General features: G+C 68.5%; 20 protein-coding genes and 3 pseudogenes. 12 read left to right on the top strand and 11 right to left on the bottom strand.

What is annotated here, in order from left to right; genetic code table 11:
* Nucleotides 1–110 precede the first annotated feature (110 nt).
* Together ACIQPQ_RS21155 and ACIQPQ_RS21150 are read left to right on the top strand one after the other, a co-directional pair.
* The gene (locus ACIQPQ_RS21155; RefSeq protein WP_401305868.1) at nt 111–1,388 is read left to right on the top strand and encodes a sensor histidine kinase; all 1,278 of its coding nucleotides are present in this window, start codon (nt 111–113) and stop codon (nt 1,386–1,388) included.
* The gene (locus tag ACIQPQ_RS21150) at nt 1,376–2,044 is read left to right on the top strand and encodes a response regulator (RefSeq protein ID WP_401305866.1); all 669 of its coding nucleotides are present in this window, start codon (nt 1,376–1,378) and stop codon (nt 2,042–2,044) included. The genes ACIQPQ_RS21155 and ACIQPQ_RS21150 overlap by 13 nt, the downstream gene beginning before the upstream one ends.
* 22 nt (nt 2,045–2,066) lie before the next feature.
* Here ACIQPQ_RS21150 and ACIQPQ_RS21145 read toward each other — a convergent pair whose 3' ends face one another.
* The 3 genes from ACIQPQ_RS21145 to ACIQPQ_RS21135 all read right to left on the bottom strand — a co-directional run bounded on the left by ACIQPQ_RS21145 (nt 2,067) and on the right by ACIQPQ_RS21135 (nt 5,666).
* On the bottom strand, nt 2,067–3,236 hold the full coding sequence (locus ACIQPQ_RS21145) for a glycosyltransferase family 4 protein (RefSeq protein ID WP_401305864.1): 1,170 nt from the start codon (nt 3,234–3,236) through the stop codon (nt 2,067–2,069).
* Nucleotides 3,237–3,502: 266 nt separating this feature from the next.
* On the bottom strand, nt 3,503–4,741 hold the full coding sequence (locus ACIQPQ_RS21140) for a glycosyltransferase 87 family protein (protein ID WP_401305862.1): 1,239 nt from the start codon (nt 4,739–4,741) through the stop codon (nt 3,503–3,505).
* 187 nt (nt 4,742–4,928) lie between these two features.
* Nucleotides 4,929–5,666 (bottom strand): ABC transporter ATP-binding protein, encoded by a 738-nt coding sequence (locus ACIQPQ_RS21135; RefSeq protein ID WP_401305860.1) that lies wholly within the window; start codon nt 5,664–5,666, stop codon nt 4,929–4,931.
* A 256-nt stretch (nt 5,667–5,922) separates the two neighbouring features.
* Here ACIQPQ_RS21135 and ACIQPQ_RS21130 point away from each other — a divergent pair, with 256 nt between their 5' ends.
* Nucleotides 5,923–6,744, top strand: a complete 822-nt coding sequence (locus tag ACIQPQ_RS21130) for an SDR family NAD(P)-dependent oxidoreductase (RefSeq protein ID WP_401305858.1) — start codon at nt 5,923–5,925, stop codon at nt 6,742–6,744.
* A 52-nt stretch (nt 6,745–6,796) separates the two neighbouring features.
* Here the strand turns inward: ACIQPQ_RS21130 and ACIQPQ_RS21125 are convergent, their stop codons facing one another.
* The 3 genes from ACIQPQ_RS21125 to ACIQPQ_RS21115 form a co-directional block, all read right to left on the bottom strand.
* Nucleotides 6,797–7,960: an MAB_1171c family putative transporter gene (locus tag ACIQPQ_RS21125; RefSeq protein ID WP_401305856.1), complete on the bottom strand. Its 1,164-nt coding sequence runs from the start codon at nt 7,958–7,960 to the stop codon at nt 6,797–6,799.
* On the bottom strand, nt 7,947–8,468 hold the full coding sequence (locus tag ACIQPQ_RS21120; protein WP_401305854.1) for a regulator component: 522 nt from the start codon (nt 8,466–8,468) through the stop codon (nt 7,947–7,949). Before ACIQPQ_RS21120 ends, ACIQPQ_RS21125 begins: the two co-directional genes overlap by 14 nt.
* Before the next feature lie 118 nt (nt 8,469–8,586).
* A complete protein-coding gene (locus tag ACIQPQ_RS21115) occupies nt 8,587–9,039 on the bottom strand; it encodes a hypothetical protein (protein ID WP_401305852.1) in 453 nt (150 codons plus the stop codon).
* Nucleotides 9,040–9,678: 639 nt separating this feature from the next.
* Between ACIQPQ_RS21115 and ACIQPQ_RS21110 the strand changes: the two genes are divergently transcribed.
* The 4 genes and pseudogenes from ACIQPQ_RS21110 (at nt 9,679) to ACIQPQ_RS21095 (ending at nt 15,060) form a co-directional block, all read left to right on the top strand.
* Nucleotides 9,679–10,500: an ArsR/SmtB family transcription factor gene (locus ACIQPQ_RS21110; RefSeq protein WP_401305850.1), complete on the top strand. Its 822-nt coding sequence runs from the start codon at nt 9,679–9,681 to the stop codon at nt 10,498–10,500.
* A gap of 739 nt (nt 10,501–11,239) precedes the next feature.
* Nucleotides 11,240–11,380, top strand: a complete 141-nt coding sequence (locus ACIQPQ_RS21105; protein ID WP_401305848.1) for a DUF6928 family protein — start codon at nt 11,240–11,242, stop codon at nt 11,378–11,380.
* Nucleotides 11,380–11,598: pseudogene (locus tag ACIQPQ_RS21100) on the top strand (DUF6928 family protein). The gene ACIQPQ_RS21105 and the pseudogene ACIQPQ_RS21100 overlap by 1 nt, the downstream one beginning before the upstream one ends.
* Before the next feature lie 516 nt (nt 11,599–12,114).
* Nucleotides 12,115–15,060 (top strand): hypothetical protein, encoded by a 2,946-nt coding sequence (locus ACIQPQ_RS21095; RefSeq protein ID WP_401305846.1) that lies wholly within the window; start codon nt 12,115–12,117, stop codon nt 15,058–15,060.
* 107 nt (nt 15,061–15,167) lie between these two features.
* On the opposite strand, the pseudogene ACIQPQ_RS21090 reads toward ACIQPQ_RS21095, so the two are convergent.
* Both ACIQPQ_RS21090 and ACIQPQ_RS21085 read right to left on the bottom strand, forming a co-directional pair.
* Nucleotides 15,168–15,790, bottom strand: a pseudogene (locus tag ACIQPQ_RS21090) (transposase family protein); the annotation flags it as partial.
* A gap of 195 nt (nt 15,791–15,985) precedes the next feature.
* Nucleotides 15,986–16,368, bottom strand: a pseudogene (locus ACIQPQ_RS21085) (ATP-binding protein); the annotation flags it as partial.
* A gap of 438 nt (nt 16,369–16,806) precedes the next feature.
* Between ACIQPQ_RS21085 and ACIQPQ_RS21080 the strand changes: the two are divergent.
* On the top strand, nt 16,807–17,076 hold the full coding sequence (locus ACIQPQ_RS21080) for a hypothetical protein (protein ID WP_401305844.1): 270 nt from the start codon (nt 16,807–16,809) through the stop codon (nt 17,074–17,076).
* Nucleotides 17,077–17,082: 6 nt separating this feature from the next.
* On the opposite strand, the gene ACIQPQ_RS21075 is transcribed toward ACIQPQ_RS21080, so the two are convergent.
* Nucleotides 17,083–17,328: a hypothetical protein gene (locus tag ACIQPQ_RS21075; RefSeq protein WP_401305842.1), complete on the bottom strand. Its 246-nt coding sequence runs from the start codon at nt 17,326–17,328 to the stop codon at nt 17,083–17,085.
* On the opposite strand from ACIQPQ_RS21075, the gene ACIQPQ_RS21070 reads away from it, so the two are divergent.
* Both ACIQPQ_RS21070 and ACIQPQ_RS21065 read left to right on the top strand, forming a co-directional pair.
* Nucleotides 17,273–17,632 (top strand): hypothetical protein, encoded by a 360-nt coding sequence (locus ACIQPQ_RS21070; protein ID WP_401305840.1) that lies wholly within the window; start codon nt 17,273–17,275, stop codon nt 17,630–17,632. The two genes, ACIQPQ_RS21075 and ACIQPQ_RS21070, sit on opposite strands and share 56 nt — an antisense overlap.
* 740 nt (nt 17,633–18,372) lie before the next feature.
* The gene (locus ACIQPQ_RS21065) at nt 18,373–18,552 is read left to right on the top strand and encodes a hypothetical protein (protein ID WP_401305838.1); all 180 of its coding nucleotides are present in this window, start codon (nt 18,373–18,375) and stop codon (nt 18,550–18,552) included.
* Nucleotides 18,553–18,700: 148 nt separating this feature from the next.
* Here ACIQPQ_RS21065 and ACIQPQ_RS21060 read toward each other — a convergent pair whose 3' ends face one another.
* The gene (locus ACIQPQ_RS21060; RefSeq protein ID WP_383781924.1) at nt 18,701–20,230 is read right to left on the bottom strand and encodes a helix-turn-helix domain-containing protein; all 1,530 of its coding nucleotides are present in this window, start codon (nt 20,228–20,230) and stop codon (nt 18,701–18,703) included.
* 98 nt (nt 20,231–20,328) lie between these two features.
* On the bottom strand, nt 20,329–20,529 hold the full coding sequence (locus ACIQPQ_RS21055; protein ID WP_401305836.1) for a DUF4236 domain-containing protein: 201 nt from the start codon (nt 20,527–20,529) through the stop codon (nt 20,329–20,331).
* Between the two features lie 608 nt (nt 20,530–21,137).
* Here ACIQPQ_RS21055 and acnA point away from each other — a divergent pair.
* Together acnA and ACIQPQ_RS21045 are read left to right on the top strand one after the other, a co-directional pair.
* Nucleotides 21,138–23,852, top strand: a complete 2,715-nt coding sequence (acnA, locus tag ACIQPQ_RS21050) for an aconitate hydratase AcnA (RefSeq protein ID WP_401305834.1) — start codon at nt 21,138–21,140, stop codon at nt 23,850–23,852.
* A 227-nt stretch (nt 23,853–24,079) separates the two neighbouring features.
* Nucleotides 24,080–24,565: a hypothetical protein gene (locus tag ACIQPQ_RS21045; RefSeq protein ID WP_401305832.1), complete on the top strand. Its 486-nt coding sequence runs from the start codon at nt 24,080–24,082 to the stop codon at nt 24,563–24,565.
* Nucleotides 24,566–24,625: the final 60 nt, after the last annotated feature.

Here is a 24,625-nt window from a genome sequence, read left to right as displayed (position 1 = left end):
GCCTGCAAGGAGTCCTGGAGGGCGGGTTTTCCCTACCGACGGAGAGGGCCGCCGGGCGTCTAGAGTGGCGTTGTACCCGCACGTGGAAGGGCCCGGGAGGGACACGAACCATGACCGTCGCCGTATGGGAGGCCGTGCGGAGGCGCCCCCTGCGTTTCCTCCTCTCCGCCTGGCCGCTGCGGTGCTGGGCGTTCCTGCTGAGCGGGACCGTCATGGGCTTCGGTGTGCTGCTCCTGCTGGCGGCCCTCCTCTTCGTCGGGATCGGGCTGTCCGTGGTGGGCGTCGGACTCGTCATTCTCGTGGGGACCGCGGTCCTGGGCATTCCCGTCGCTGCCCTGGAACGGCGCCGGTTACGACTGGTCGAGCCGGAACCGCTCCTCGACCCGCACGGTTCCCTGCCCGGCACGGGCGCCCTGCCCTGGTTACGCACCCGGCTCCGTGAGCGGGCCACCTGGCGGGAGCTCGGGTACACCCTCGCCCTGGGGGTCGTCTTCACCGTCACCGGGATCGGATTCACCGCCCTTCTCGGTCTGTCGATCCTGCTGACAGCGGCGCCGGTCATCGTGTGGATGATTGCGCCAGACACCGTGATGCTGATGCCCGGCCGGACCATCTCCGACCCCGTCGCCGCCCTGCCCGGAAGCGCGGCCGGCCTGCTCGGGCTCCTCGTCTCGGCATACGTGGGCGGACTGCTCGCCGGCGCCCAAGTGTGGCTCGCGCAGGCTCTGCTGTCCGCGCGGGACGAGGACTTGAACAGCCGGGTCATCGAACTCACCCGCTCCCGCGCCCGGTTGATCGACGCGTTCGAGGCCGAGCGAAGGCGCATCGAGCGGGACCTGCACGACGGTGCCCAGCAGCAGCTCGTGGCGCTCAGCATGACCCTGGGGCTGGCCGAGCTGGAACTGCGCGGCCAGGACTCGGGCGCCGCACCGCTCGTCACTCGCGCCCGCAGCGAGGCCCGCCAGGCCCTGGAGCAGTTGCGCTCCCTGGTGCGGGGCATCCACCCCCAGGTCCTGACGGATCACGGGTTGTCGGCGGCCGTTTCCGAGCTGGCGCTGCGCAACCCGATCCCGGTGACCGTCGATGTCGCCCTTCCGGACCGGCTGCCCTCGGCCGTCGAGACGACGGCGTACTTCACCGTCACCGAGGCGCTGACGAACGCCTCCAAACACAGCGGCGCCGACCGGGTCACTGTCGTGGGCCGCCTGCGAGAGGACAGACTCGTGCTGCTCATCACCGACAACGGCCATGGCGGAGCGGACCCCGTCGCCGGTGCCGGGCTGCAAGGACTGGCGGACCGGGTGGCCGTGTTGAAAGGGAGACTCGTCGTGACCAGTCCCGTCGGCGGACCCACACAACTGCGGATGGAGGTGCCGTGCTCCGCGTAGTGCTTGCCGAGGACTCGGTTCTGTTGCGTGCCGGCCTGGTGGAGCTGCTGTCCAGGGTCGGACATGAGGTGACCGCCTCGGCCGGTGACGCCGCGGAACTGGCCCGTGCCGTGGACGCCGACCGCCCCGACGTGGTCATCACGGATGTGCGGATGCCGCCCGGCTTCCGTGACGAGGGGCTGAAGGCGGCACTCGAACTGCGGGACCGGCACCCGGGCCTGCCGGTCCTGGTGCTGTCCCAGTACGTCGCCACGGCCTACGCGACCCAGTTGTTCAGCGGGGGTCCACCGACCGAGGGGGGCCTCGGCTACCTGCTCAAGGACCGGGTGGGGGAGGTCACCGACTTCCTCGACGCTCTGGACCGCGTCGCCGACGGGCAGACCGTGATCGATCCGGAGGTGGTCCGCGTGCTGCTCCAGCAGCGGACCGCCGAGGAGCCGTTGCAGCGGCTGACGCCCCGTGAACGGGAAGTTCTGTCGCTCATGGCGGAGGGACTCAACAACCAGGCCATCGCCCAACGGCTCACGATCACGGAGGCGTCTGTGGTCAAGCACTCCAGCAACGTCTTCATGAAGCTGGATCTCGATCCGGCCGAGGGCAACCGGCGCGTCCTCGCCGTTCTCGCCCACCTCCGCGGCGAGGCCCCGCGGACCTGACCGGACCGCCTGTGCAAGGCCGTCAGCTCTTACCACCATCCCGGCCGGACACGACCGACGCGAGGTCGGCGTCAGTGCCGAGCAGCCGCGTCAGTCGGCGGGCCGACGTTTCCCAGGACCAGTGGGAGGCCACCCAGTCCTGGCCGGCCCCGCCCATCGCGGCGGCCCGCTCCGGCGCGCGCAGCAGCGCCGAAACGGCCTGGGCCACGGCTCCCACGTCCGTGCCGTCCACGATGTCGCCCGTAACCCCGTCAACGACCGCGTCGGTCGCGCCGCCCGAGTCGCCTGCGATCACGGGCAGGCCGCCGGCGGCCGCCTCCAGGAACACGATGCCCAAACCCTCCGCCTCCAGTCCGGCCTTCCGGGTCCGACACGGCATGGCGAAGACGTCCGCCGCCGCGTAGTAGGAAGCCGTTGCGGCGTGGTCCAACCCGCCTGCGAAGATCACGTGGCCGTCGGCGTGCCGGCGCGCCAGCCTGCGCAACCGCCCCTCGTCGGGGCCACCGCCCACGATCACCAGGACGGCTTCCGGCACGGTCCGCCGTACGGTCGGCAGCGCCCGTATCAGCATGTCCTGGCCCTTGCGCCGGACCAGCCGGGAGACGCACAGAACGACCTTGCGGCCCGCGAGTCCGTGCCGTTCCCTGACCTGCCGGCCGCGGTCCGGCTCGGGGAGAAAGACCGCCGGGTCCACACCCGGCACCAGCCGCACCAGTTCGGCCCGCGGCCCCAGCGCCGGCGCGATGCGGCGACGGGTGTACTCGCCCAGGTAGGTGACCGCGTCCACGTGGTCGCCGATGCGCCGCATCACCCGACGGGCGCCCGGGGTGCGGGCCCACCAGATCTCGTGACCGTGCGTCGTGGCGACGATCCGCCGTATTCCGCCGCGCCGCAGCGCCGGGGCCATCGCCGCGAGCGGGGCGGCGGCCCCGAACCAGACACGGTCGCAGCCGTGTCGGCGGGCGATCTCCAGCGTGCGCCGGGTCACCGTCGGGGTGGGCAACAGTGTGCGGGCCGGGTCCCGGACGACCGGGAACGGCAGCGTGGTGTCGAACGCGGCGGCACCGGGCTCGCTGGACGTGTGAACGACCACGTCATGTCCGGGGAGGCGGGTCGCCATGGCATGAACAAAGGTCTCGATACCACCCTGGCGGGGTGGAAAGTCATTGGTGACGATCAAAGTGGTGCCCATGGTGGAAGCTGCCTTCGGACGGAGGGTGGTCGGGTGTCAGGTGGTGAAGAGGTGGTTGCGGGAGTCGTCCGTGACGCGGGCGACGGGACCCGGCGGCCGCGTCTCCGGTGGTGAGCCTGGTGACCGGTGCCTCGCAGGTGCCGCGTCCACGCACACCGAGCCCGGTGGCACGAACGGCCGCAGGCTTGTCACCTCGTTCTCCACGAAGGAAAACCGGTGGGCACACCACCGCGGGACTGCCGCCACCGCCGCGGTACGACGGGCTGTCACCGGGCACTCCACACACTCCACGCCGCCGGAACCGGGAGTGGGCGCGGAAACTGTGCGCCCCGGACGACGCGGCCACGCGGGGATTCCGCTCGACGAGGGCCGGCCGACAGCCGAGCGAGCACGGCCAGGCCGGCGGGGAGGGCGAGGTACCCGAAGCGGCCGGCCGGCGCGAGGAGGAACGCCACGCACAGGCCGACGGCGAGCCGGTCGGCTGCCGGCACCAGCCCGCTCGGCGGCCGGAGCAGGAGGGAAGCGGCGACCACCAGCCCGCCCGCCAGGAGCAGCCCGACCGCCGTATACCAGCCGGCGGGGCCGAGGTCGGCGAGCAGCCGACCCGGCAGCGGACTGGCGGCCGGAGTCTCCCACGGCCCGCGCCCGGTCGGGAACGCGAAGACCTGCTGCACCAGGGGACCGGGGGCCAGCAGCGCGCTTGGCAGCACGAGCAGGACGGTTCCCCCCACCGCAACGGCCGCCCCGCGCAAGGCCTCCCGGCTGCCGCCCCGGTGGGCGAGCAGCGACACGGCCACCGCGATCGCCGGCCATGCCGTCCACTTGAGGGAGCAGGCGGCGGCGAGGGCCAGCCCGGCGGCCACCGGTCGGTGGCGTGCCGCGTATACCAGGCCCAGGAACAGCAGCCCGGTCAGCGGCAGGTCCACACCACTGACACAGAGCGGGAGAGCGACGACCGGTGAGGCGACGAACGCGCCGACGGCGAGGCGGCTCGGCCCGCCATCGTCCGACGCCGACGGACCGCCGACCGGAAGCCGACTTGCCCGGCAAGCCGCCCACAGGCAGCCCAGGAAGGCCGCGGCACACCAGAGCCGGGCGTCCCCCAGCAGCGCGGACGGCGGTCCACTGTCGCCGAGGACCGCACGCGGCAAGCCGAACACCGCCATCCCCGGCAGATAGGGGGTGACCTCAGCCACCGACCTGGGATCGGCCAGGTAGGGCGTTGCCTGATGCAGCGTCAGCAGACCGGAGCGCTCGACCACGCCGACCTCGCTCTGCGCCGCGCCAGTCAGGAACAGCAGAACGAGCGGCACGACGACGGCACCGCCGAACGCGCACCCGACCGAGACGGCCCGGCCACAGGGACGCGCCGACAGCGCGGCCACCGCCGCGCAGAGGTATCCCACGCACGCGCACGCTCCCCACAGCCGGTGCGACTCGGGCGCTGTGATGAAGGGGAAGACGGCGGCCCACACGGCGGCCACGAACCAGCCTGCGGGGAACAACTTGCCTAAGTACGCTTGGGGTTGAGCGCCTCGATTCAGCACCCGTCCATTGCATCGGGGGTGTTGCCCCAGGTCATGACAGCCAAGTCGACACCTGGGGGTCGGGTTTTCCCCACCACCGTGGGCCTGATGCCTCGAAGTGCGCGCCTGGGTACCGGACTCCGCACAGGTCAGACGGGGCTTCTTGTCAAGGCTGCCGACGCATGAGTTCGGCGGTGACTTCGTCGGCCGTCGGCCAGTCGAGCTTGCCGACGACACGGCCGCCGACGAGGAGGATGGCACGGTCTGCGCAGGCGGCCACCGCTGGGTCACGGGTGGCCATCGCGACGGTGCGTCCGGCCCTCTCCACCAAGGCGCGCAGCACGCCCGTGATCCGCCGAGCACCGGCTTCGTCGAGTGAGTCCGTCGGTTCGTCGACGAACAGGACTCGTGGTCCGGCAGGCAGAGCCCTGGCTATGGCCACCCGCACCCGCTGCTCTGCGGAGAGACCGGCGAGGTTCCGGTCGGCCTCCTTCTCCAAACCCACGTGGTGCAGCGCTTCCAGCACGCTGGCCCGCCCAGCCGTGCGGTCGGTGAGGCACATCCCCCGGTCCACGTACTCGTATGCCGTGAGCGCTGGAGGCAGCGCGGGCTGGTGCGAAACGTAGCGCCTGCGCAGTTCCATGAGTTCCCGCTCGTTCATGGCGTCCAGTTCCCGCGAACCCTGGAAGACCTTGCCCCGACTCGGTCGCTCCACCCCCGAGGCGCACCGCAGAAGGGTGCTCTTGCCCGCGCCGGACGCCCCCACGACCGCGGTCAGAATCCGCTCCGGGAAGCCCACACTGGCCTCGTCGAGGGCGGGCCCGTGCCCGGTGTCTTCGTGGTGGCTGACGGAAACCCTGACCAACTGGACGACGGGAAGGCGGACATCGGTGAATAGGGGCATGGCGGTCAGTCCTTGTCGAGGTCGGGAGCAGGTAGACCCAGTGCAGCAGGGGGACAAGGGCGAGGCAGTAGACCTGACAGGAGAGTGAGAGGGCGGGTTTTCTCTACCGCCGCCATCGAGGTGCTGGCGTGGCGGGCTCTCGCCGTGGCCCGACCACGAGGGCCCGGGCGGCAGGCCTGGCTCGAAGTCGTCAGCGGAGAATCACCGGGGCCTAGTGTCAAGACTGTCACGCGATCCGGAAGGAGCCAGGAAAACAGTGGTCGACGAGCGAGTTGTCATCGTGACCGGTGGGGGATCGGGCATTGGAGAGGCCACCGCCCGGCTACTCCGCGAAGGGGGGCACCAGGTGGTCGTCTCCGGTCGGCGAAGCGAGCCCTTGCGGCACCTCGAACGGGAGATCGGCGTGCTCGCGCATCGTTCCGACGTCGGCGATCCGGAGGCGGCCGACGGCCTCGTTCGAGCCGCGCTCGCTGCCCACGGACGGATCGACGGGGTGGTACTCAACGCGGGCATCGGCCGGGGCGGTACCGTCGGTGACCTGTCGCTGGACGACTGGGAGATGGTGATGCGCACCAATGTCACCGGCCCCCTGCTGCTGCTGCGCGCGGCGATCCCGCACCTGCTGGAGTCGAGCGGAGCGGTGGTCGCCGTTGCTTCGGTCTCCGCCCTGCGCAACGGCACGAGCAACGTTCCGTATGCCACGTCCAAGGCGGCCCTGCTCCAGCTGTGCCGATCGGTCGCCGTCGACTACGGACGTCAGGGAGTACGAGCCAACATCCTGTGCCCGAGCTGGGTGCGCAGCGAGATGGCCGACCGTCGCATGACGCGCTTCGCTGAGGAGGCGGACCTGGACGGCGGCGCCGGGGCCGCCTATGAGGAAGTAACCAGGCTGCTGCCACTGGGGCGACCGGGTGAGCCGCGCGAGATCGCTGAGGCCGTCGCTTGGTTGTTGTCGCCGGCGGCGTCGTACGTGAACGGTGCCGTCCTCACGGTCGACGGCGGGGCGACGGCCCTCGACCCCGGGACACTGGCCTTCGACTTCCACGTCGAGCCTCGCGGCAGCGAGGTCTGCGACTGACCACCGCCGCCCGCCCGCGGCGGCCGGGTCGGGACCCGGCGCTCACGGCGGATCAGGGCCGCCGGGCCGGTGCGAGTCGGTCGGGCACGGGCGGCGTGTTCGCTTTGGACGGCCACATCCGGGCGATCCCGAGCAGTGTCTCCTGACTGCCGTGCACCACGCCAGGTAAAGAGCCGGAGCCGGACGGCGGGGCGCCCGCGAGCTTGGCGCGCCGGGCCTGGTCGAGTACGTCGGCGAGTGCGGCAGCGGCGAGCCGGTTGTCCCGCAGCCCTGTCCGCCGCGCTTGCCGACGCGCCTCCTCGTAGGCGCCGGGCTGGACATACTGGTGGAGATCGAGCAGCGCGTCGTACGTCTCGATGGTCTGCCGGTGCGCCTGCAGCGCCAGCGGTGAACGTGGCAGCAGCACTTCCCGGAACCGGGTTCGCTGCGGGCTGGCGAGCGCCACATGGGGCACTGCTCCGACGAGGTCGCGCCACAATGGCCACAGACGCCAGGTGACCCGCAGAGCGGTCCACGACCGAACGGCAGCAGTCACCATGGGGACCAGCAGGGACGCGGCCCGGATGAAGCCGTGGACGCCGATGACCAGTGAAAGGTAGGGGAGTATGGCGGCGGTGCCGTCGTACAGGAGCCAGAGGTAACCCGACCAGAAGGCGATGGCGAAGACGCTGCCGACCGCGAACAGCCGCAGCGACCAGACGAGGTCGCGGTCCGATGAACGCAGACTGAACGCCCAGCAGACTACGAGGGCAACAGCGTCACCGATCAGATGTGCGCCGATCAGGGTGAGCCAGTAGGCGGCCGCCGGGTCGGCCGGGCCTTGTACGGACATGATCCCGTCGCCCGGCCGACTCAACTGCAGCAGATCGAGAATCAGTAGCGTTCCGATGGCCACCGCCAGGGTGAGCGGTACGCAACGTCGAAAGTGGCGAGCGCGGCGGATGTCGACCATTGAGACGAGGACCAGTCCGGCGCTCAGGACGCCGATCAGATTACGGGTCAGAGTGACCGTGTGAAGGTCCACGCCGACGTTCATGAGCCCCGTGACGACCCTGGGCTGAAAGAGAGTGATCGCGATGGTGGCTGCCAGAACGGTGAGCCACAGCCCCCGTTGGTGCGGCTGACGTAAGGCGGGCCGGGCCCGACAGGCCAGCGCGAACCAAAGGGCGAAGACGCTGCCGACCCCGACCTGGGACGCCAGCTCACTTGTCGACATCGACCGTCACTCCGAGGAACGCGCTGATCCGTCCGAGCGGTCCGGTCACGCGCCTGCTCGTGCCGGCGCTCTGTATCAGGCTGGCGATCATCTCTGCTTCCTGCTCCTCGGCTGTCGTGTAACTCGTGCGTGTCATCAATCGCTTGACAAGGTGGGGTGTCAGGTCGGTGAGAAGCCGGCCCGTCAGTTCCTCGCCGTGTCCGGTCACGCCTCGATGGTGGTCGCACAGCACATGGCCGATCTCGTGCAGGATGATGTGCTCTCGGTGAAGGGGCGCGGTGCGGGCCTCGTAGAAGACGTAGTCGGCATCGTCCGTACCCAGCCAGAGACCGCAGGCTCCGGCGACCGCCACCTGCTCAGGAAGTTCCCTGAGGACGAGCGGACGCCCTCTCAGCTCCTCCACCCGCTCACGAATCGCGTCCAGGGCCAGCGACGGGTGCACTCCGAGATCGCGAAGGATCGCCGCACACCTGCGCTGCAACTCGGCGTACTCGCTTGCCTTCCTCACCTTCCGCCACCCCCGTCCAGGGCGACGGAAGGTGTCAAAGACGCTCGGGCTCCCGCACGCGCGGGCGTGGCCCTCGTGGTCTCACTTAGCGTTGCTGCCCCGTTTTCTCGCATGGGTCCTATTGGTCGGCACGGTGTGGACGTCCCCGTGACTCGGAGTCGTCGGACATCGCATTCACGAGGGCGAGCAGGGCGTCGAGGCCCGCTTCGGACAGCCCATCGGCCCGAAAGGCCAGCGTACGCGCCTTGTTGTTCGCCAGAGCGACGGCGAACTCCATCTGGCGCCTCACCCTCTCGGACACCTCCTCGTCGGTGAAGTAGTCCGGGGTGACGCCGAAATGCTCTGCGAGGGTGCGGAGATGATCGCGTGTCACGTTCCGCTTTCGGCCGGTCGCCAGTTCCCACAGGTAGGTAGCGGAAAAGTGGCGCCCGGTGCTCTCGCGGATCTCCTCAGCGATCTTGCTGTAGGGAGGTCGGTTGCCCCGGTAGTACGCGTTGACGATGTCTTCGAGTCGCCGAGCCAGAGGGGACGAGTTCGCCTTGCCGCTGTCTTCGCTGTTGCTCCTGACCAAGTCTCCAACTCCCGCGCGCGATTGTTCTCCATGTCCAGCGGACGGAACATTGTCCTCAACTTAGATGGCTGGCCGCTGCCTTGGGAAGCGTCGTACGGCTCCTCGAGTGCCTTTGGCGCAAACTCGCCAAGCGTCGGGAGTGACAGGCGCCTAGGGGGCCGCGCACAGCGTTGACCAGGCACGAGACCGCGAACCGGAGCGCCAGCGGATTGGTTGACACCTTTTCATCCGCTGAGTACGGTCCGAGTGCTTGCGGCGGCTACCTGTGCTGGGTGTCCATTGCTTCGTGCACCGACTCCGTTGACCGCGGAGGGTGCGGTGACCCGCCGAGGGCGTGCGTACGGTCGCGTCGGATCATCGACGACACACCGGCTGACAGGGGGGCATGGAATGGCGGCCACATCACAGTTCGACGACCTTGTCGCGGATACGGTCCAGGCGGACCGGGCGAGGCTTCCCGGTTTCGGGGCGGGCACATCCTTCGACCTCTTTGTCCGGCGTGGTCGGTCACGGCCCGCATTGCTCTGAACCGGGCCTTGGCCGCCTGACGCATACGGACGCTAAGCACGCGTCCGGGCCCTGGTGGCCGGTGTCGCCACAGTGCAAGCAGCGCAAGAGTCGAGTTGAGGGGGCACCGCCTTGGTTCGTCTGCACCTCACGGTGGAGGATCTCACCCGCATCCGCTTCGCCGGTTCGCTCGGTCCCGATCTTGAATCCCGGTTCGCCGAACTCAGGTACGCGGACGCCCGTCCGGACGAGTTCGCGGAATGGCGCATGAAGGTACGGCGCAGACTGCGGAGTTCCGGTGTTCCGGGCGTGCCGATCAGCGGCTCGCCGCGGGAACCGCGGGCAGCTCCCGGCATCGACGCGCGCCGCTTCAGCTCGGTCGCGGTGAAGCCGTTCTGGGGGCGCATCCGGAACTACCTGGAACTGGAACGCGAGGCCAGGGGGCGGGCCGTTCTGTCCGGCGGCGTGGAGGCAGTCCTGAACGACTTACATCCTTCAGTGAGTTGGAGTACTCCGGTCCTTCGTGTCGACAACAACCAGGAAGGACTGAAGGCCGACCTTCTTGGCGAAGGTCTGGTCATCGCCCCGTCGCTGTTCGCGCCCGAACCGATGGTCGTCGACGCGGAGACAGGCGGACAGGGGGCGCCCGTCCTTCTCTACAACGTCTCGCCTCCGCACGACCCCGCGGCCGGACTCTGGCAGCAGCAGGAGGACGACCGTGCTGCCGCCTTGAGCGAGTTACTCGGGCAGACCCGCGCGAACGTACTCGGGTCCTTGCGGTCACCGGTGTCCATCGGTGACATATCGAGTCGGCTCGACCTTTCCCACCCTTCTGTCAGCCGCCACCTCGGTGTGCTGCGTAGGTCCGGGCTGATCGCGGCCGAACGTCGGGACAATCTGACCCTGCATCGCCTGACCCATCTTGGCGAGGCGGTTCTTGGCCGGCAGGACTGAACGGCGGACCAGTTGCCGCTCGACGCTGAGCGATCAGAGTTCACGGAGTCGTCTTCGGCGACGGCGCCCACCCGGCGCTGATGGTGCTCCAGGCGGCCGGACGTGAGGGCGGCCAGCGCCGTGGCACAGGTTCCAGGACGAACTTCCGGTGCTCGAGGACAGCGCTTATCGCGGTGGCAATCTCCTCGGTGGTGACCGTGGTGACGCCGAAGTGCGTGGGGAGGGGATGATGACGAGTGTCCTCGCGGACCGGGAGCGTATCTGGTGCCTTTCCCTGTTCCGGTCTGACGCTGACTCGTCGTCGACCACCGGCCAGGGCATGGGCCGTACAGGCAGGAGCGTGTTCCGCGCGATGGGGGACGTTCGGCCCTGGCCCTTACTCGGTCGTGACGCCGCGGCGGATCACGACTTCCGTTCGTCGCCCAGCGGCGACCCCGGTACAGAGTGTCGAAGCGTTGTTCGGACAGCGTCTGTGCCGACCCGATCGCTGAGTGGGACGGAGCAGGCGATTGGAAGGCACTGGCGTGGGTGGGGGAGTGGGGTGGCTCTGACCTGCGCTAACGTATCCAACCGCTGGCCGCTCCCGAAACTTCCGACGTTTTCGGGACGGCGGGGATGCCGCTGGTGGGGGCTAGCGTGCGTCGCATGAGAGCGAAGACGGCGCTACCGGCGTACGTGGACGGAGACGTTGCCTCGGCACTGCGGGAAGCCCGAGCCGACGGCTGGGGGAACGGCTGCGTTGATCGCCCAGGTCTTCCCGGGCTGGGGGATGAAGCCGACGGAGGGCGAGGCCCTGGGCGAATCGACGGATCCGCCCGAGCGCCTCACGTACGCGGCGAGCTTCCCGTGGGTGGCCCTGGTCTGTGATCGGCGCGCCTGATGTTCGACCGCCCGTCGGAGTTCCCGGCTCACCTCCTGGAAGCCGCCGCGGGCCGTCGCGTGATCCTGCACGCGGTGCACAGCGTCTCGGATTGACTTGCCTTCGCGGTCGGGGAGGAGGGCCGCCTCCGCCGCTCTCTGAGCCTCTCGCCGGACGGCGGCATCGTGGAGAACATCGCGGTGACCCGTTCCCCTTCGAGATGCCTAATGGGCAGGTGACCGGCCCGTGGAGTCCGACCCGGAGTGGCACGAGGAGCCGTACGCGCTGCTGTTCACCCTCTGGAACTGGGCAACGGAGCCCCCTTCAAGCCCTCTTCGGCCTCCTGGAAGGCCGGTCCTCGTCCGAGGATGTCGACCCGGACGAGATCCCGCTGCTCGGCTTCGACCTGACGGCCCGGATATGTCCCGGCGAGCCCAGGAACGGGAAGCAATCGAGGATCCGTTGGTCCTTCGTGAGGTCCACCGCCGGTGGCACGTCGAGAGCGACGACGCCGATCGAGTGTCGGCGCGACAGGCTCGGCCCGGAACGGCAAAGGGCTCCTGCGAGCCCGTTCCGCAAGGCACAAGACCCGTTCATGGGATACCAGTTGGTGCTATTTTTCCTGCACAACCCCCATGGGAGCACGACGCTGCTACTTCCCAGTTTCGAGGTGATCGGTGAATCGCACGGCCGTCGAAGCTTTCCGTCGGATGGAAGGCGCGTACGCATCGAGATCGCCAGAGGTGTCCCGGAGCGTGCAGGAGAGCCTCTCTGCTCTCGACTTCGAAGCACGCTTCCTGGCTCTCTTGGCTCTTTCAACGGTGCGGGCGTCCGGACTCCCCCACGTCAAGATCGGCAGGTCGCCCGGGCTCGGAGAGTGGATCTCGCTGCTCCGGGATCTGCGGGCTCGCCTGCTTGGCACCGATTCCGGTTCTCCGGGACAGCGCGTCGTCCAGGCAATCACCGATGCGCTGACCCTGTACGACGGGGGAATCCCTGCGGCTCCTCCGGAACTCCGGGCGACAAAGAACCTCCGTGACCACCTCAGTCATGGTGGTGCTATCCCGGAGGGGCTGTCCCCCGTCGTGGACGCCCTCGTGCGAGCGATCTCCGATGTCATTGCGGAGTGTCTGTCCGAGGCCGTGGTCACTCTCGCAGACAACGGGAGCCAGGAGTTGCAACCCGTGGTGGCCTGGGAAGACGCCAGTGTTTCTCTGTGGCCGTTCATGTACGCGAGGCCAGATGGCAGCTGGTACGTGTATGCCCGATACGCCGGAAATGGGCCTGATTATCTTGCCTTCGGGGCGGCCAACTATCGCTCTCGCCCCAGCGATACGGAACTCGTCGCCTCTTTGGATCTGTTGTTGAAATCGAAGAGCAAGCCGGAAGATCCGCGTGAGATTTTCCGGGCTGAGGTGGCGGACGATCTCAAGGCTTTCGCAGATGTTGTCGGCACACCTCCCCAGTACTTCGATCACGTCCAGGGCTTCGGCTACGAGTGGGGTAAGTCCGTCAGTGAGGGCGCCCAGCTGCGCAGAGACTACTTCCGCGTCGGCCCTGACGGGTACGAGTGGCGGGACGAGCGTGACTGGGTGCCGTATCGGGTCTACCTGCGCAAATTATCCAACTGGCCCATCGTGGCCAGCCGTCTCCGATACAAGCTGGAGGAGGTGGAGCGGCAACTTTCCGGAGAGGAAGCCGAGCAACTCGGCTGGCAACCGGACGTGGGTAGCCACCGGGAGGCCCGTGTCGAGGTTACGGAATACGACAGAGGCAACCCGCAGAAGAAGACGTTCTCTCAACTGATCGACGACGTTGACGCGGATCTCGGGGTCGAGACAGGCCAGACCCAGGTCTTCTTTGTCAACGGAGAAGCCGGCATCGGTAAGACCCGGGCAATGGTCAAGGCTGCTCTGGATCGGTCGCGGGAAGTAGAGCAGCGCCAGGAAGATAAGCCCCTGTTCCTCTATGTCAAATCAACAGGACGTGTTCTTGACGACTTGGACGCGGCCGTCAACCATGCAGTTGCGCTCACACAGAACCTTACCGCGGAACGTGTCAAGGTCCTCTGCGGAAGAGGGCTCATTGCACTTCTCATCGACGGCTTCGATGAACTCCTGGGCGGAGCGGCATATAGCGACGCGATCGACTCGCTGCAGGACTGGCTTAACGCTTTGGGTGGGCGGGGGGTGCTCGTCGTCTCAGCCCGCTCCTCCTACTACATGAATCAGTATCGATCGAGTGTGCAACGGGCAAGTAAGGTGATAAGTGCCTCGGTGCGCCACAGTATCGCCGAGGTGCTGCGGTGGACCCCGGCGGAGATCCTGTCGTTCCTGGACGACTACGGTGTATCGGCCGCCCGCTTCGAGGGCTTGCCGGCCCGAGACCAAGAGCTACTGGGGCTACCCTTCTTCGCGCGGGCCTTCGCCGAGATGTGCCGGTCGGGCGACTATGAACAATCGGACACAGAAGGTCCTTCGTTCACCGAGAAGCTCTTGAACCACTACCTGGTGCGGGAGGAACGGAAGCTGTCCTATCAGGCGGATGGCGCTTCGGGGCTCATGAACCGAGATGAACTGCGACGCACCTTCGAGCATGTAGCCGAGATCATGGTGGACGGTCGTGAAAGGGAAATTGACTCCACCGACCTGGAGTTCGCTGCTGCCACGGCCTTGGGCATCGATGACCTGGACGACCGAGAGGGCCTTCGGGAGCGCCTCCAGGTGTTGTGCGGTCTTGCCACAGATGCGGCGACGCGCGGACCCAGCAGGTTCAGATTCCAGCACGAGGTGTTCTTCGACAACTTTTTGGCCGGGATTGTCGGGAGGCATCTTCGTGCGGGTCGCTTCTCCGCCTTCCAGCGGTTGTTGGGCAGATCGGAATGGCGCACGGGCACGGTGAGTGGTGTAGTGGCAGCAGTGGATGCTGAGCTGCTGGTGGGCGCCTTGGCGGACGTGCGGCTGCCATCCGTCCAGGCCAGTGCCGCTTCCCGTGACACAACCGCCACCAATCTGGGTGCCATGTGGGCCGAGCTCATCCGCAAGACTGCCGAGATGCCTGACCGGCCAATTGTCGATGCTGCGTTCGCCGACCCGCTCGATCTCGCTCACACCAAGGTGGGTAATGCCTCCCTGGTCAACTGCCAGCTGGAGTCATTGACCCTTCCTGCTGGTACCGGATGGAAGATCCAGCTCGACCAGACGAGGGTCAAGAAGGTCACCGCTGGCGCGGATCAGTCGGACCTTTCAGGACTGCGGGGCGTACGGCACGGGGACCTGATGGAACTTCTATTTCGGCCAAGCCTTTTCTTCTACCGCCGTCCGGAGATTCTTGAGGCGCTGAACACGCGGGGCGTAGGGATCATCGATGCACCAGAGGCGTTCGGCACAGTCGTGCCGGTACCTGTGGAAGCCGCTCGCTACTACTTGAAGAACCTTGTCGAGTACGCCTCCTCGACGCTGATCCTCAAGGACAACCATCAACCAGACGAGAACCGGCTGAAGTGGACTCAGGAGTACTCAGGCGAGTGGAAGCCTTTTGTGGACAGGCTGACTTACGCCGGCCTCGCCCGCCGCGAGAAGCTCTCCGCGAAAGGCTCAAGGAAGATCAAACTGAGGTTGCAGTTCGGCGCCGCCAACATCCTTGATGAGAACTCCGACATCCCGCAGATCCAAGACTTCTGGGCGGCTGTGAAGGACTGATCAGGGGGGAGGGGGGCGAGGCACCTATCGCGCCCCAGCTCGAGACTCGGTCCTGAAGACACCATTACGTCCGGGCCGATCGGCGGCGGCCTGGACGCCGCACAGCGGGCAGAGAGGCTGTCCCACTCTCGGTGCGCCGACAGTGAGCCTTCCATCTTCGACCTGAGCTGGTCAGATACCGTGCCACCGGCACCTCGGTATCCCTTGTCGGCCCAGCGCTGGATGCCTGCCTCGGCGAGGGCGTCGACGATGCCGTGCTCGCGGGCCGCGCGGACGTCGTGGACAGCGCCGGGCAAGGCCGGTGACGCCCACAGCAACTGGCCGAAGGGGGGCGAGGACCTGCACGTTCATCCCGTGCTTCTTCTGCTTCGGAGTGGAACGGCCGGTCCGCGCCGATGCGGTCGACCGGTAGCCGCGTGCTGCCGAGGAGGAGATAGGCCTTCGTCGGCGCGGTCTGCGCCGCTTCGGCCAGACTGGGGGCGAGAGCGGCAGAAAGCTCGACGGACTCCGTGACGTAACGGTAGGCCGTCGTGGTGCCGATGCCGAACCCGGCCGCGAGCTGGGCATAGGTATGTCCCATTCGGAGATGGGCGAGGGAGAGCAGGGCCTGGCGGCCCGCGCTCAGGCGCCGCCACCGGTAGCCGATCGCGCGGCGGTGGCGCCGCAACTGCTGCCTGAGGAAGCGGAGGGCGGAACTGGGCACGTCGACCCCCGACGAATGGACAAGCACGTGAAGCTTCTGGTGGAGACGGTTCCCTTGGTCGAAAACGAGTGCCAGGGGACATGAGGAATTCCCCGCTCGCGGACAGTTGACTCCCTCGCCTCTGGGGCAGCGGAGAGGGACGACACCTCGTCCGGTGGTCGCCTCGGCGAGGCGGTGGCTGTCGCCCTGTGTGACGACGACGTGCCCGTGATGCAGGAGCTTGTCGACGGTCGCGGTGGCGAGGTTCTCGGGCATGATCTCGTCGAATCCGGACGGATGAAGGGTGCTGCTGACTGCCAGACTCCGCCGTTCGTAAGCGGCATCGACCAGACGGTAGAAGCCTTCGGCGGCGTCCGGCGGGACCGGGAGGAGTTCGATGTCGTCAACGATGATCAAATCGGTTCGGGTGATCCGGGAGATCGCCTTCGAGACGGAGTCGTCGACGCGGTGACGGCGGATCAGGGCGCTGAGGTCCTCGATGGTGAACCAGGCGACGTCGTCCCGGCGTCGACGGCCGACTGGCCGAGCGCCTCGCTGAAGTGCGACTTTCCAGTGCCGGAGGGTCCGACGGCGCAGAGGTTCTCGCGCCGCCCGACCCGTTCCAGAGTTCACAGCGCAGACTGCGTGGGGACCGGGATCGAAGACGCCTACTCGGTCCAGATGTGGAAGGACTTGCCGGTCGGGAGGCCCGGCGGGTGCGGAGGTTGGCCGCGTCGTGGCCGACGGCCTCCTCGGCCAAGAGTGCCCTCACGATCTGGGCGGGATCACAGCGTTGGGCCTTCGCGGTCGGGATGATCTCGGCCATCGCCCGGCGGATGTGCGGCAGCTTCAACCTGCGGGTCAGCGCGATCGCCTCGTCGAACGCGGCGCCGGACGTCGTGGCGACCGCGCAGGCGGGTGCTTGTATGCGAGGCTGCGTCGCGGTTGCTTGGGCAGGACTGTCGTTCATGAAACAGGTGCTCTTCCCAGGTCGGGGGCGACGTCGAGTGCCCGTCGGCCGGGATGGTGGATTTGCTGTCATGGGCGTCGGATAGGTTGCCCGGATGACTGACACGGACTCGCTGGTGCCCGTCCTTGCCGGACTCGTCGTCGACGTCGTCCGGTTCCTCGACAGCTGCGAGGACGACGAGGTGGACCCCGACTCCGCGGTGAAGATGATGGAGAGCGTGAGCTGGGTGCTCGGGCAGTTGCCGCAGGACCAGCGCGAGCGGTTCCTGACCGTGCTCGCCGACCTGGCCGAGGCCGAGCAGGACCCAGGCCGACGGGAGTTCCTGGAGAACTTCCCCTTCGCCAGCGGCCTGGTCGAGGAGTAGGACGGCTCAGGCCGAGCCGAAGCCCGACCAGGCGGAGGTACCCGGCTGCAGGCTGTGGTCCTCGCTGCGGCGGATCGGCTCGACGCGGTCGTGCTCGCCCTGGTGGCCGAGGATCGACAGCAGGTCACCGTCCGCGAACCGGCTGACCGTCGCCGCGGTCCCGAGTGCGCGGTCGACGTCGGCGGTTCTGTAGAGCTTGGAGAGCGCAACCGGGTCGGCCGTCTTCGCCCTGATCCGGCGGACACCGGTCACCGCCGCCTCGATCAGCCAGGCCGCCGCCGACCTCGCCAGTGACCTCGAACGTGGCGAGCGGCCAGAGCCCACCTGCACGGCGCAGGAGCTTGCCCTCCATTTCGCCATCCGTGACGCCGACGACCGCGATATCGAAGGCGATGCCGCCGGTGACCACGGGAGACTGCCCAACCACCGTGACGACTACGACTTCGATGCGTCTGGGGAGTTCCACCGGGCCGACTACACGGAATACCGATGGCTGAAGCGGCGGCCGCACCCGAAAACCAGCAAACGCGACCGCACCGCCATGTACGGTCAGTGAGCCCGCCGCCGAGTCAAGGGCATTCCCGGCGTCAAGGACCGTTCCTTCGACGCACTCCAGGACGCCAAGACCTGGCTCGCCCAGGCCCGGACCGACGCACGACGAGGCGAATTCGTCGATCCCCGCGACGGAGCCATCTCCCTCAAGGACTAGATTGCGACCCACTGGTGGCCCACCCAGAGCGATGACCTGTCCACCATCGAGCGGATCGAGCGGAGGGTACGCCGCCACATCGTTCCCCACCTGAGTGCCCGGCCGCTCAACGCCATCGGCACGGACGTCCTGCGGTACTGGAAGAAGAGGCTGGAGAAGGACTTCGGTCCGACCTTCATCCGTCTGGTCTGGGCACCCCTTTCCAACGTCCTCCAGGCGGCCGTCGAAGATCGTCGCCTCGGACGCGACCCATGCTGGTCCAGCACGGTCGGGCCCCGCCCGCGCCCCCCCGGCAGGGTTGAGGCGTGGCCGGCCGAACGGGCCCTGGCAGCGCGGGAGGCCCTGCCGGATCGCTACCCGCTTCTCCCTATGATCAGAGCAGGTCTCGGGTTCCGCCAAGGGGAGGGCTTGGTCTCTCAGCGGATGACATCGACTTCGAGAAGGAGATCGTGCACGTCCGGCGGCAGGTCAAAATGGTGCGAGCAAAGCTGTGTTTCGCGCTCCCGAAGAGACGCAAGGTCCGGGACCTGCCCCTGCCGGCCAGCGTGGCTTGTGCCCTCCGGCAGCACATGAAGGAATTCGCGCCGGTGCCCGTCACGCTGCCCTGGGACGACCCGACTCCGGCCCAGACTCTGGTGGAATCGGTTGTCTCCCTGGCGCGCTGGCTGGGGCACTCCGACCCGGGGTTCACGCTGCGGAAGTACTCCCGCTTCCTGCCCCGCGCCGGCGTACGGGGCAGCGCCGCCATCGACGCGATCTTCGCGTAGCTGCGGCCGTAGCCGGTAGCCAGAGCCCCTGCAGCGTGGCTCGTAGCCCGCCGCAGGCTCAAAGTCCCAGAGAGTCCCACAGCTGCCGCCGCGCCCCTCCCTGACCCGCTAAGTAGCAGGTCAGACGGTGTGCGGCGGCATCTGCACATCAGATGTCCCGGAAGATCTCGATCTGTGCCCCGATCGAGTTCAGCCGTTCCGCGAGGTCCTCGTAGCCGCGGTTGATGACGTAGACGTTGCGCAGGACCGACGTGCCGTCGGCGGCCATCATGGCGAGGAGGACGACGACGGCGGGGCGCAGGGCCGGGGGGCACATCATTTCGGCGGCGCGCCAGCGGGTGGGGCCCTCGACCAGGACGCGGTGCGGGTCGAGGAGTTGGAGGCGGCCGCCGAGGCGGTTGAGGTCGGTGAGGTAGATCGCGCGGTTGTCGTAGACCCAGTCGTGGATGAGGGTCTTGCCCTGGGCCACGGCCGCGATCGCCGCGAAGAACGGCACGTTGTCGATGTTCAGTCCGGGGAACGGCATCGGGTGGATCTTGTCGATCGGCGCCTCCAGCTTGGAGGGCCGGACGGTGAGGTCCACCAGCCGGGTGCGGCCGTTGTCCGCCGGGTACTCCGGGCTGCGGTCGTGGTCGAGGCCCATCTCCTCCAGGACCGCCAGCTCGATCTCCAGGAACTCGATCGGCACCCGGCGCACCGTCAGCTCCGACTCCGTGACCACGGCCGCGGCCAGCAGGCTCATCGCCTCGACCGGGTCCTCGGAGGGGGAGTAGTCGACGTCCACGTCGATGTCGGGCACGCCGTGCACGGTCAGCGTCGTCGTCCCGATGCCGTCGACCCGGACGCCCAGCGCCTCCAGGAAGAAGCACAGGTCCTGGACCATGTAGTTGGAGGAGGCGTTGCGGATGACGGTGCTGCCGTCGTGCCGGGCCGCGGCCAGCAGCGCGTTCTCCGTGACGGTGTCCCCGCGCTCGGTCAGCACGATCGGGCGGTCCGGGCGGACGCCCCGGTCGACGACGGCGTGGTACTGCCCCTCCGTCGCCGCGATGTCCAGCCCGAACCGGCGCAGCGCGATCATGTGCGGCTCGATGGTCCGCGTACCGAGGTCGCAGCCACCGGCGTACGGCAGCTTGAAGTTGTCCATGCGGTGCAGCAGCGGGCCGAAGAACATGATGATCGACCGGGTCCGTACGGCGGCCTCGGCGTCGATCGACGCCATGTCCAGCTCGCTCGGCGGCACGATCTCCAGGTCGACCCCGTCGTTGATCCAGCGGGCCCGGACGCCGATCGAGCTGAGTACCTCCAGAAGGCGGTACACCTCCTCGATACGGGCGACCCGGCGCAGCACCGTGCGGCCCCGGTTGAGCAGGGAGGCGCAGAGCAGCGCCACGCACGCGTTCTTGCTGGTCTTGACGTCGATGGCGCCCGACAGCCGTCGGCCGCCCACGACGCGCAGGTGCATCGGTCCCGCGTAGCCCAGCGACACGATCTCGCTGTCCAGGGCTTCACCGATTCGAGCGATCATCTCAAGGCTGATGTTCTGGTTGCCCCGCTCGATGCGGTTCACCGCACTCTGGCTGGTGCCGAGCGCCTCGGCCAGCTGCGCCTGTGTCCAGCCCCGGTGCTGCCGGGCGTCACGGATGAGCCTGCCGATGCGTACGAGGTAGTCGTCTGCCATGGGGTTGAGGCTATCTCAGATATGAGATGCCGCCTTCCGGGGGGTCCGTTCGGGTGACCGCCCGGGTGATGCCCCGTCAACGTCTCCTCGGCATCGCGTCAGCGCCGCTTGGCCTGCCGGGTGCGGCGCCAGCCGAACGGACCGGGCAGATCCATCGATGTCGTACGACGTCCGGTGCTGCTGTGGGTGTGGCGCGGGCCGTGGGAGCCGCCGCCGGTCGTGATGGACCAGGACCGCTTGTTGATGTTCAGCCGCACGCCGGGCAGGATGCGGAAGCTCTTGCGGAAGGTGAGGGGCATGGGGTCGCTTCTCCTTCGCCGGGGGCGGCGGGACGCGGTGCGCCACCGGCCGCCCTGGGGAACGCTGTCCGCCTCCGTATGCCCGCGCGCCCCGGCTTCATAGCCGCCCGGAGCCGGGGGAGTCGGTCCTTGTTCAGCCCACCGGGCCCTGCGGTGGGGGGAGTTGCGGCGGGTGTGGTGGCGGAGGGGGGTGGCGCCCTGCGGGGCACAGGTCGTACGCAGGTCGCGCATGGGCCGTGCATGGGTTCTGCGCAGGTCGCGCGTGGGTCGTGCGTGGGTCGCGCGCAGGTCGTACGTGGGTGCTGCGGCGAGGGTGCCTCGGGGTGGGGTGGGTGCGTGGACCCCCGTCGGACCGGCCCCGGCTTCGCCCTGGGGGTCGCCCCGCCCGTGGACGTGGCGCAGCGCACAGCCGCCCCCCGGGCATGACCAACCAGCCCTCATGTACTAGAGTTATCTCGACATCGAGATATCTGCCGAGGCGTACTGCGGTCGTCACGCCACGGTGAATCCACTAAGGCTTGCCTAACTTAGCCTGACCTTAGCGGATCGGCCAACCCCGCGTGGCGGCAGGATGCGGTGGAACGCGCACATCAATGAAGGAGACTGTCGTGTCGGCGAACAGCTTCGACGCCCGCAGCACGCTGCAGGTGGGCGACGAGTCGTACGAGATCTTCCGGCTGGACAAGGTCGAGGGTGCCGCCCGCCTTCCCTACAGCCTGAAGGTGCTGCTGGAGAACCTGCTCCGCACGGAGGACGGCGCGAACATCACCGCCGACCACATCCGCTCCCTCGGCACCTGGGACTCGCAGGCCCAGCCCTCCCAGGAGATCCAGTTCACGCCCGCTCGCGTGATCATGCAGGACTTCACCGGCGTGCCCTGTGTCGTCGACCTCGCCACCATGCGTGAGGCCGTCAAGGAGCTGGGCGGCGACCCGGCGAAGATCAACCCGCTGGCCCCGGCCGAGCTGGTCATCGACCACTCCGTCATCGCCGACAAGTTCGGCACCCACGACGCGTTCGCGCAGAACGTCGAGCTGGAGTACGGCCGCAACCGCGAGCGCTACCAGTTCCTGCGCTGGGGCCAGACCGCGTTCGACGAGTTCAAGGTCGTCCCGCCCGGCACCGGCATCGTCCACCAGGTGAACATCGAGCACCTGGCGCGCACGGTCATGGTCCGCAACGGCCAGGCCTACCCCGACACCCTCGTCGGCACCGACTCGCACACCACCATGGTCAACGGCCTCGGCGTCCTCGGCTGGGGCGTCGGCGGCATCGAGGCCGAGGCCGCGATGCTCGGTCAGCCGGTCTCCATGCTCATCCCGCGCGTCGTCGGCTTCAAGCTGACCGGTGAGCTGACCCCCGGCACCACCGCCACCGACCTCGTGCTGACCATCACCGAGATGCTCCGCAAGCACGGCGTCGTCGGCAAGTTCGTCGAGTTCTACGGTGAGGGCGTGGCCGCCACCTCCCTCGCCAACCGCGCCACCATCGGCAACATGTCGCCGGAGTTCGGCTCCACCGCCGCGACGTTCCCGATCGACGGCGAGACCATCAAGTACCTGAAGCTGACCGGCCGTTCCGAGCAGCAGCTCGCGCTGGTCGAGGCGTACGCCAAGGAGCAGGGCCTCTGGCTCGACCCGGCGGCCGAGCCCGACTTCTCCGAGAAGCTGGAGCTGGACCTCTCCACGGTCGTCCCGTCCATCGCCGGTCCGAAGCGCCCGCAGGACCGCATCGTCCTCGCGAACGCGGCCGAGCAGTTCAAGAGCGACGTACGCAACTACGTCGCCGACGACGACGAGGCGGGCAAGGAGTCCTTCCCGGCCTCCGACTCCCCGGCCGCCAGCAACGGCGTGCCCAGCAACCCGGTCACGGTCACCGCCCCCGACGGCTCGACCTACGAGATCGACCACGGCGCGGTGACGGTCGCGGCCATCACCTCCTGCACCAACACCTCGAACCCGTACGTCATGGTCGCCGCCGCGCTCGTCGCGAAGAAGGCCGTGGAGAAGGGCCTGACCCGCAAGCCGTGGGTCAAGACCACCCTCGCCCCGGGCTCCAAGGTCGTCACCGACTACTTCGACAAGGCCGGGCTCACCCCCTACCTCGACAAGGTCGGCTTCAACCTGGTCGGTTACGGCTGCACCACCTGCATCGGCAACTCCGGCCCGCTGCCGGACGAGGTCTCCAAGGCCGTCAACGACCACGACCTCGCCGTCACCTCGGTCCTCTCCGGCAACCGGAACTTCGAGGGCCGTATCAACCCCGACGTCAAGATGAACTACCTGGCGTCCCCGCCGCTGGTCGTCGCCTACGCGATCGCGGGCTCCATGAAGGTGGACATCACCAAGGACGCCCTCGGCACCGACCAGGACGGCAAGCCGGTCTACCTGGAGGACATCTGGCCCTCCGAGGCCGAGGTCAACGACGTCGTCGCCAACGCCATCGGCGAGGACATGTTCAACAAGTCCTACCAGGACGTCTTCGCGGGCGACGCCCAGTGGCAGGCGCTGCCGATCCCGACCGGCAACACCTTCGAGTGGGACCCGCAGTCGACGTACGTCCGCAAGCCCCCGTACTTCGAGGGCATGGCGCACGAGCCGTCCCCCGTCTCCGACATCGTCGGCGCGCGGGTGCTGGCCAAGCTGGGCGACTCGGTCACCACCGACCACATCTCCCCGGCCGGTGCCATCAAGGCCGACACCCCGGCGGGCAAGTACCTCACCGAGCACGGTGTCGAGCGCCGTGACTTCAACAGCTACGGCTCGCGCCGCGGCAACCACGAGGTCATGATCCGCGGCACGTTCGCCAACATCCGCCTGCGCAACCAGATCGCGCCGGGCACCGAGGGCGGCTACACCCGCGACTTCACCGTCGAGGGCGGCCCCGTCTCCTTCATCTACGACGCCTCGCGCAACTACATCGACCAGGGCGTCCCGCTGGCCATCCTGGCGGGCAAGGAGTACGGCTCCGGCTCGTCCCGCGACTGGGCCGCCAAGGGCACCGCGCTGCTCGGCGTCAAGGCCGTCATCGCCGAGTCGTACGAGCGCATCCACCGCTCCAACCTGATCGGCATGGGCGTGCTGCCGCTCCAGTTCCCGGAGGGCCAGTCCGCGGCCTCCCTCGGCCTGACCGGCGAGGAGACCTTCTCCTTCACCGGCGTCGAGGAGCTGAACAACGGCACCACCCCGCGCACGGTGAAGGTCACCACCGACACCGGCGTCGAGTTCGACGCGGTCGTCCGCATCGACACCCCCGGCGAGGCGGACTACTACCGCAACGGCGGCATCATGCAGTACGTGCTGCGCAGCCTGATCCGCAAGTAGCCGCGGTACGCGGCGGCACACGCCACCGCACGGGCGGGGCCCGAGGGCCGACACCCCCCTCCCCGCCCACACACCGCACCCGACAGGGCCGCACCCCCGGAACCACCGAACCGGGGGTGCGGCCCTTCGGCGTGTGCGGGGGGGCGGGGACGGGGGAGCGGGCACCGTGGGGCGAAGTGCGAGCCGGGAGGGGGCGGGCAAGGGGGGCGGGGCGACAGAATGGGGCGATGGTGGAGACGGCCCGTGGGGAGAGCGACCGCTTCGTTCTGCCGCGTGGGGCCACGGGTTTCCACCGGCCCGCGGACGGCCCGCTTCCGGCGACCGACCTGCGGGTGTTCCGCACGGCGCTGCACACCGCGGCCCGCCTCGGCGGCGGCGCGCTGACGGACGTGGAGGAACAGGCATACCCCCGTACGTTCCACACCGCCACCCTCGCGGGGCGCGCGGGCGAGAGCGTCGTGCTGTGTCACGCCCACCATCCCTGGATCGCCTTCGCGCGTACCCGACGGGACTGGTACGCCGACGAGTTCCTTCCGCCGCCGCCCTGGGCCCATGTCTTCACCGATTCGGGCCTCACCGTCCTCGGCGGGGACCTCCTCGCGGGCCCGCTGTCGTCTGCGGACACCTCGGTGCTGGGCCCGGACGAGTGGCGCCACGTCCGCTACCACGGCGTCTCCACGCTGGGCGGCGTCCTGTTCAACGCCTGGGACTGACACGGGTCGTGCTGAACGGGAGGGGCGTGCCGCGCGGGAGGGCTGTGCCGTAGGGGAGTG

It is taken from the genome of Streptomyces sp. NPDC091281, assembly GCF_044757425.1.
Lineage (GTDB): Bacteria > Actinomycetota > Actinomycetes > Streptomycetales > Streptomycetaceae > Streptomyces.
Note: the sequence above shows the minus strand (reverse complement) of the source record. Positions and strands in the feature narration are given on the sequence as shown.

Excerpts from the sequence above, each read along its gene's own strand:
- ACIQPQ_RS21155 (WP_401305868.1), top strand. The coding sequence starts at position 111 with ATGACCGTCGCCGTATGGGAGGCCGTGCGGAGGCGCCCCCTGCGTTTC.
- ACIQPQ_RS21145 (WP_401305864.1), bottom strand. The coding sequence starts at position 3,236 with ATGGGCACCACTTTGATCGTCACCAATGACTTTCCACCCCGCCAGGGT.
- ACIQPQ_RS21135 (WP_401305860.1), bottom strand. The coding sequence starts at position 5,666 with ATGCCCCTATTCACCGATGTCCGCCTTCCCGTCGTCCAGTTGGTCAGG.
- ACIQPQ_RS21125 (WP_401305856.1), bottom strand. The coding sequence starts at position 7,960 with ATGTCGACAAGTGAGCTGGCGTCCCAGGTCGGGGTCGGCAGCGTCTTC.
- ACIQPQ_RS21080 (WP_401305844.1), top strand. The coding sequence starts at position 16,807 with ATGACTGACACGGACTCGCTGGTGCCCGTCCTTGCCGGACTCGTCGTC.
- ACIQPQ_RS21060 (WP_383781924.1), bottom strand. The coding sequence starts at position 20,230 with ATGGCAGACGACTACCTCGTACGCATCGGCAGGCTCATCCGTGACGCC.
- ACIQPQ_RS21055 (WP_401305836.1), bottom strand. The coding sequence starts at position 20,529 with ATGCCCCTCACCTTCCGCAAGAGCTTCCGCATCCTGCCCGGCGTGCGG.
- ACIQPQ_RS21045 (WP_401305832.1), top strand. The coding sequence starts at position 24,080 with ATGGTGGAGACGGCCCGTGGGGAGAGCGACCGCTTCGTTCTGCCGCGT.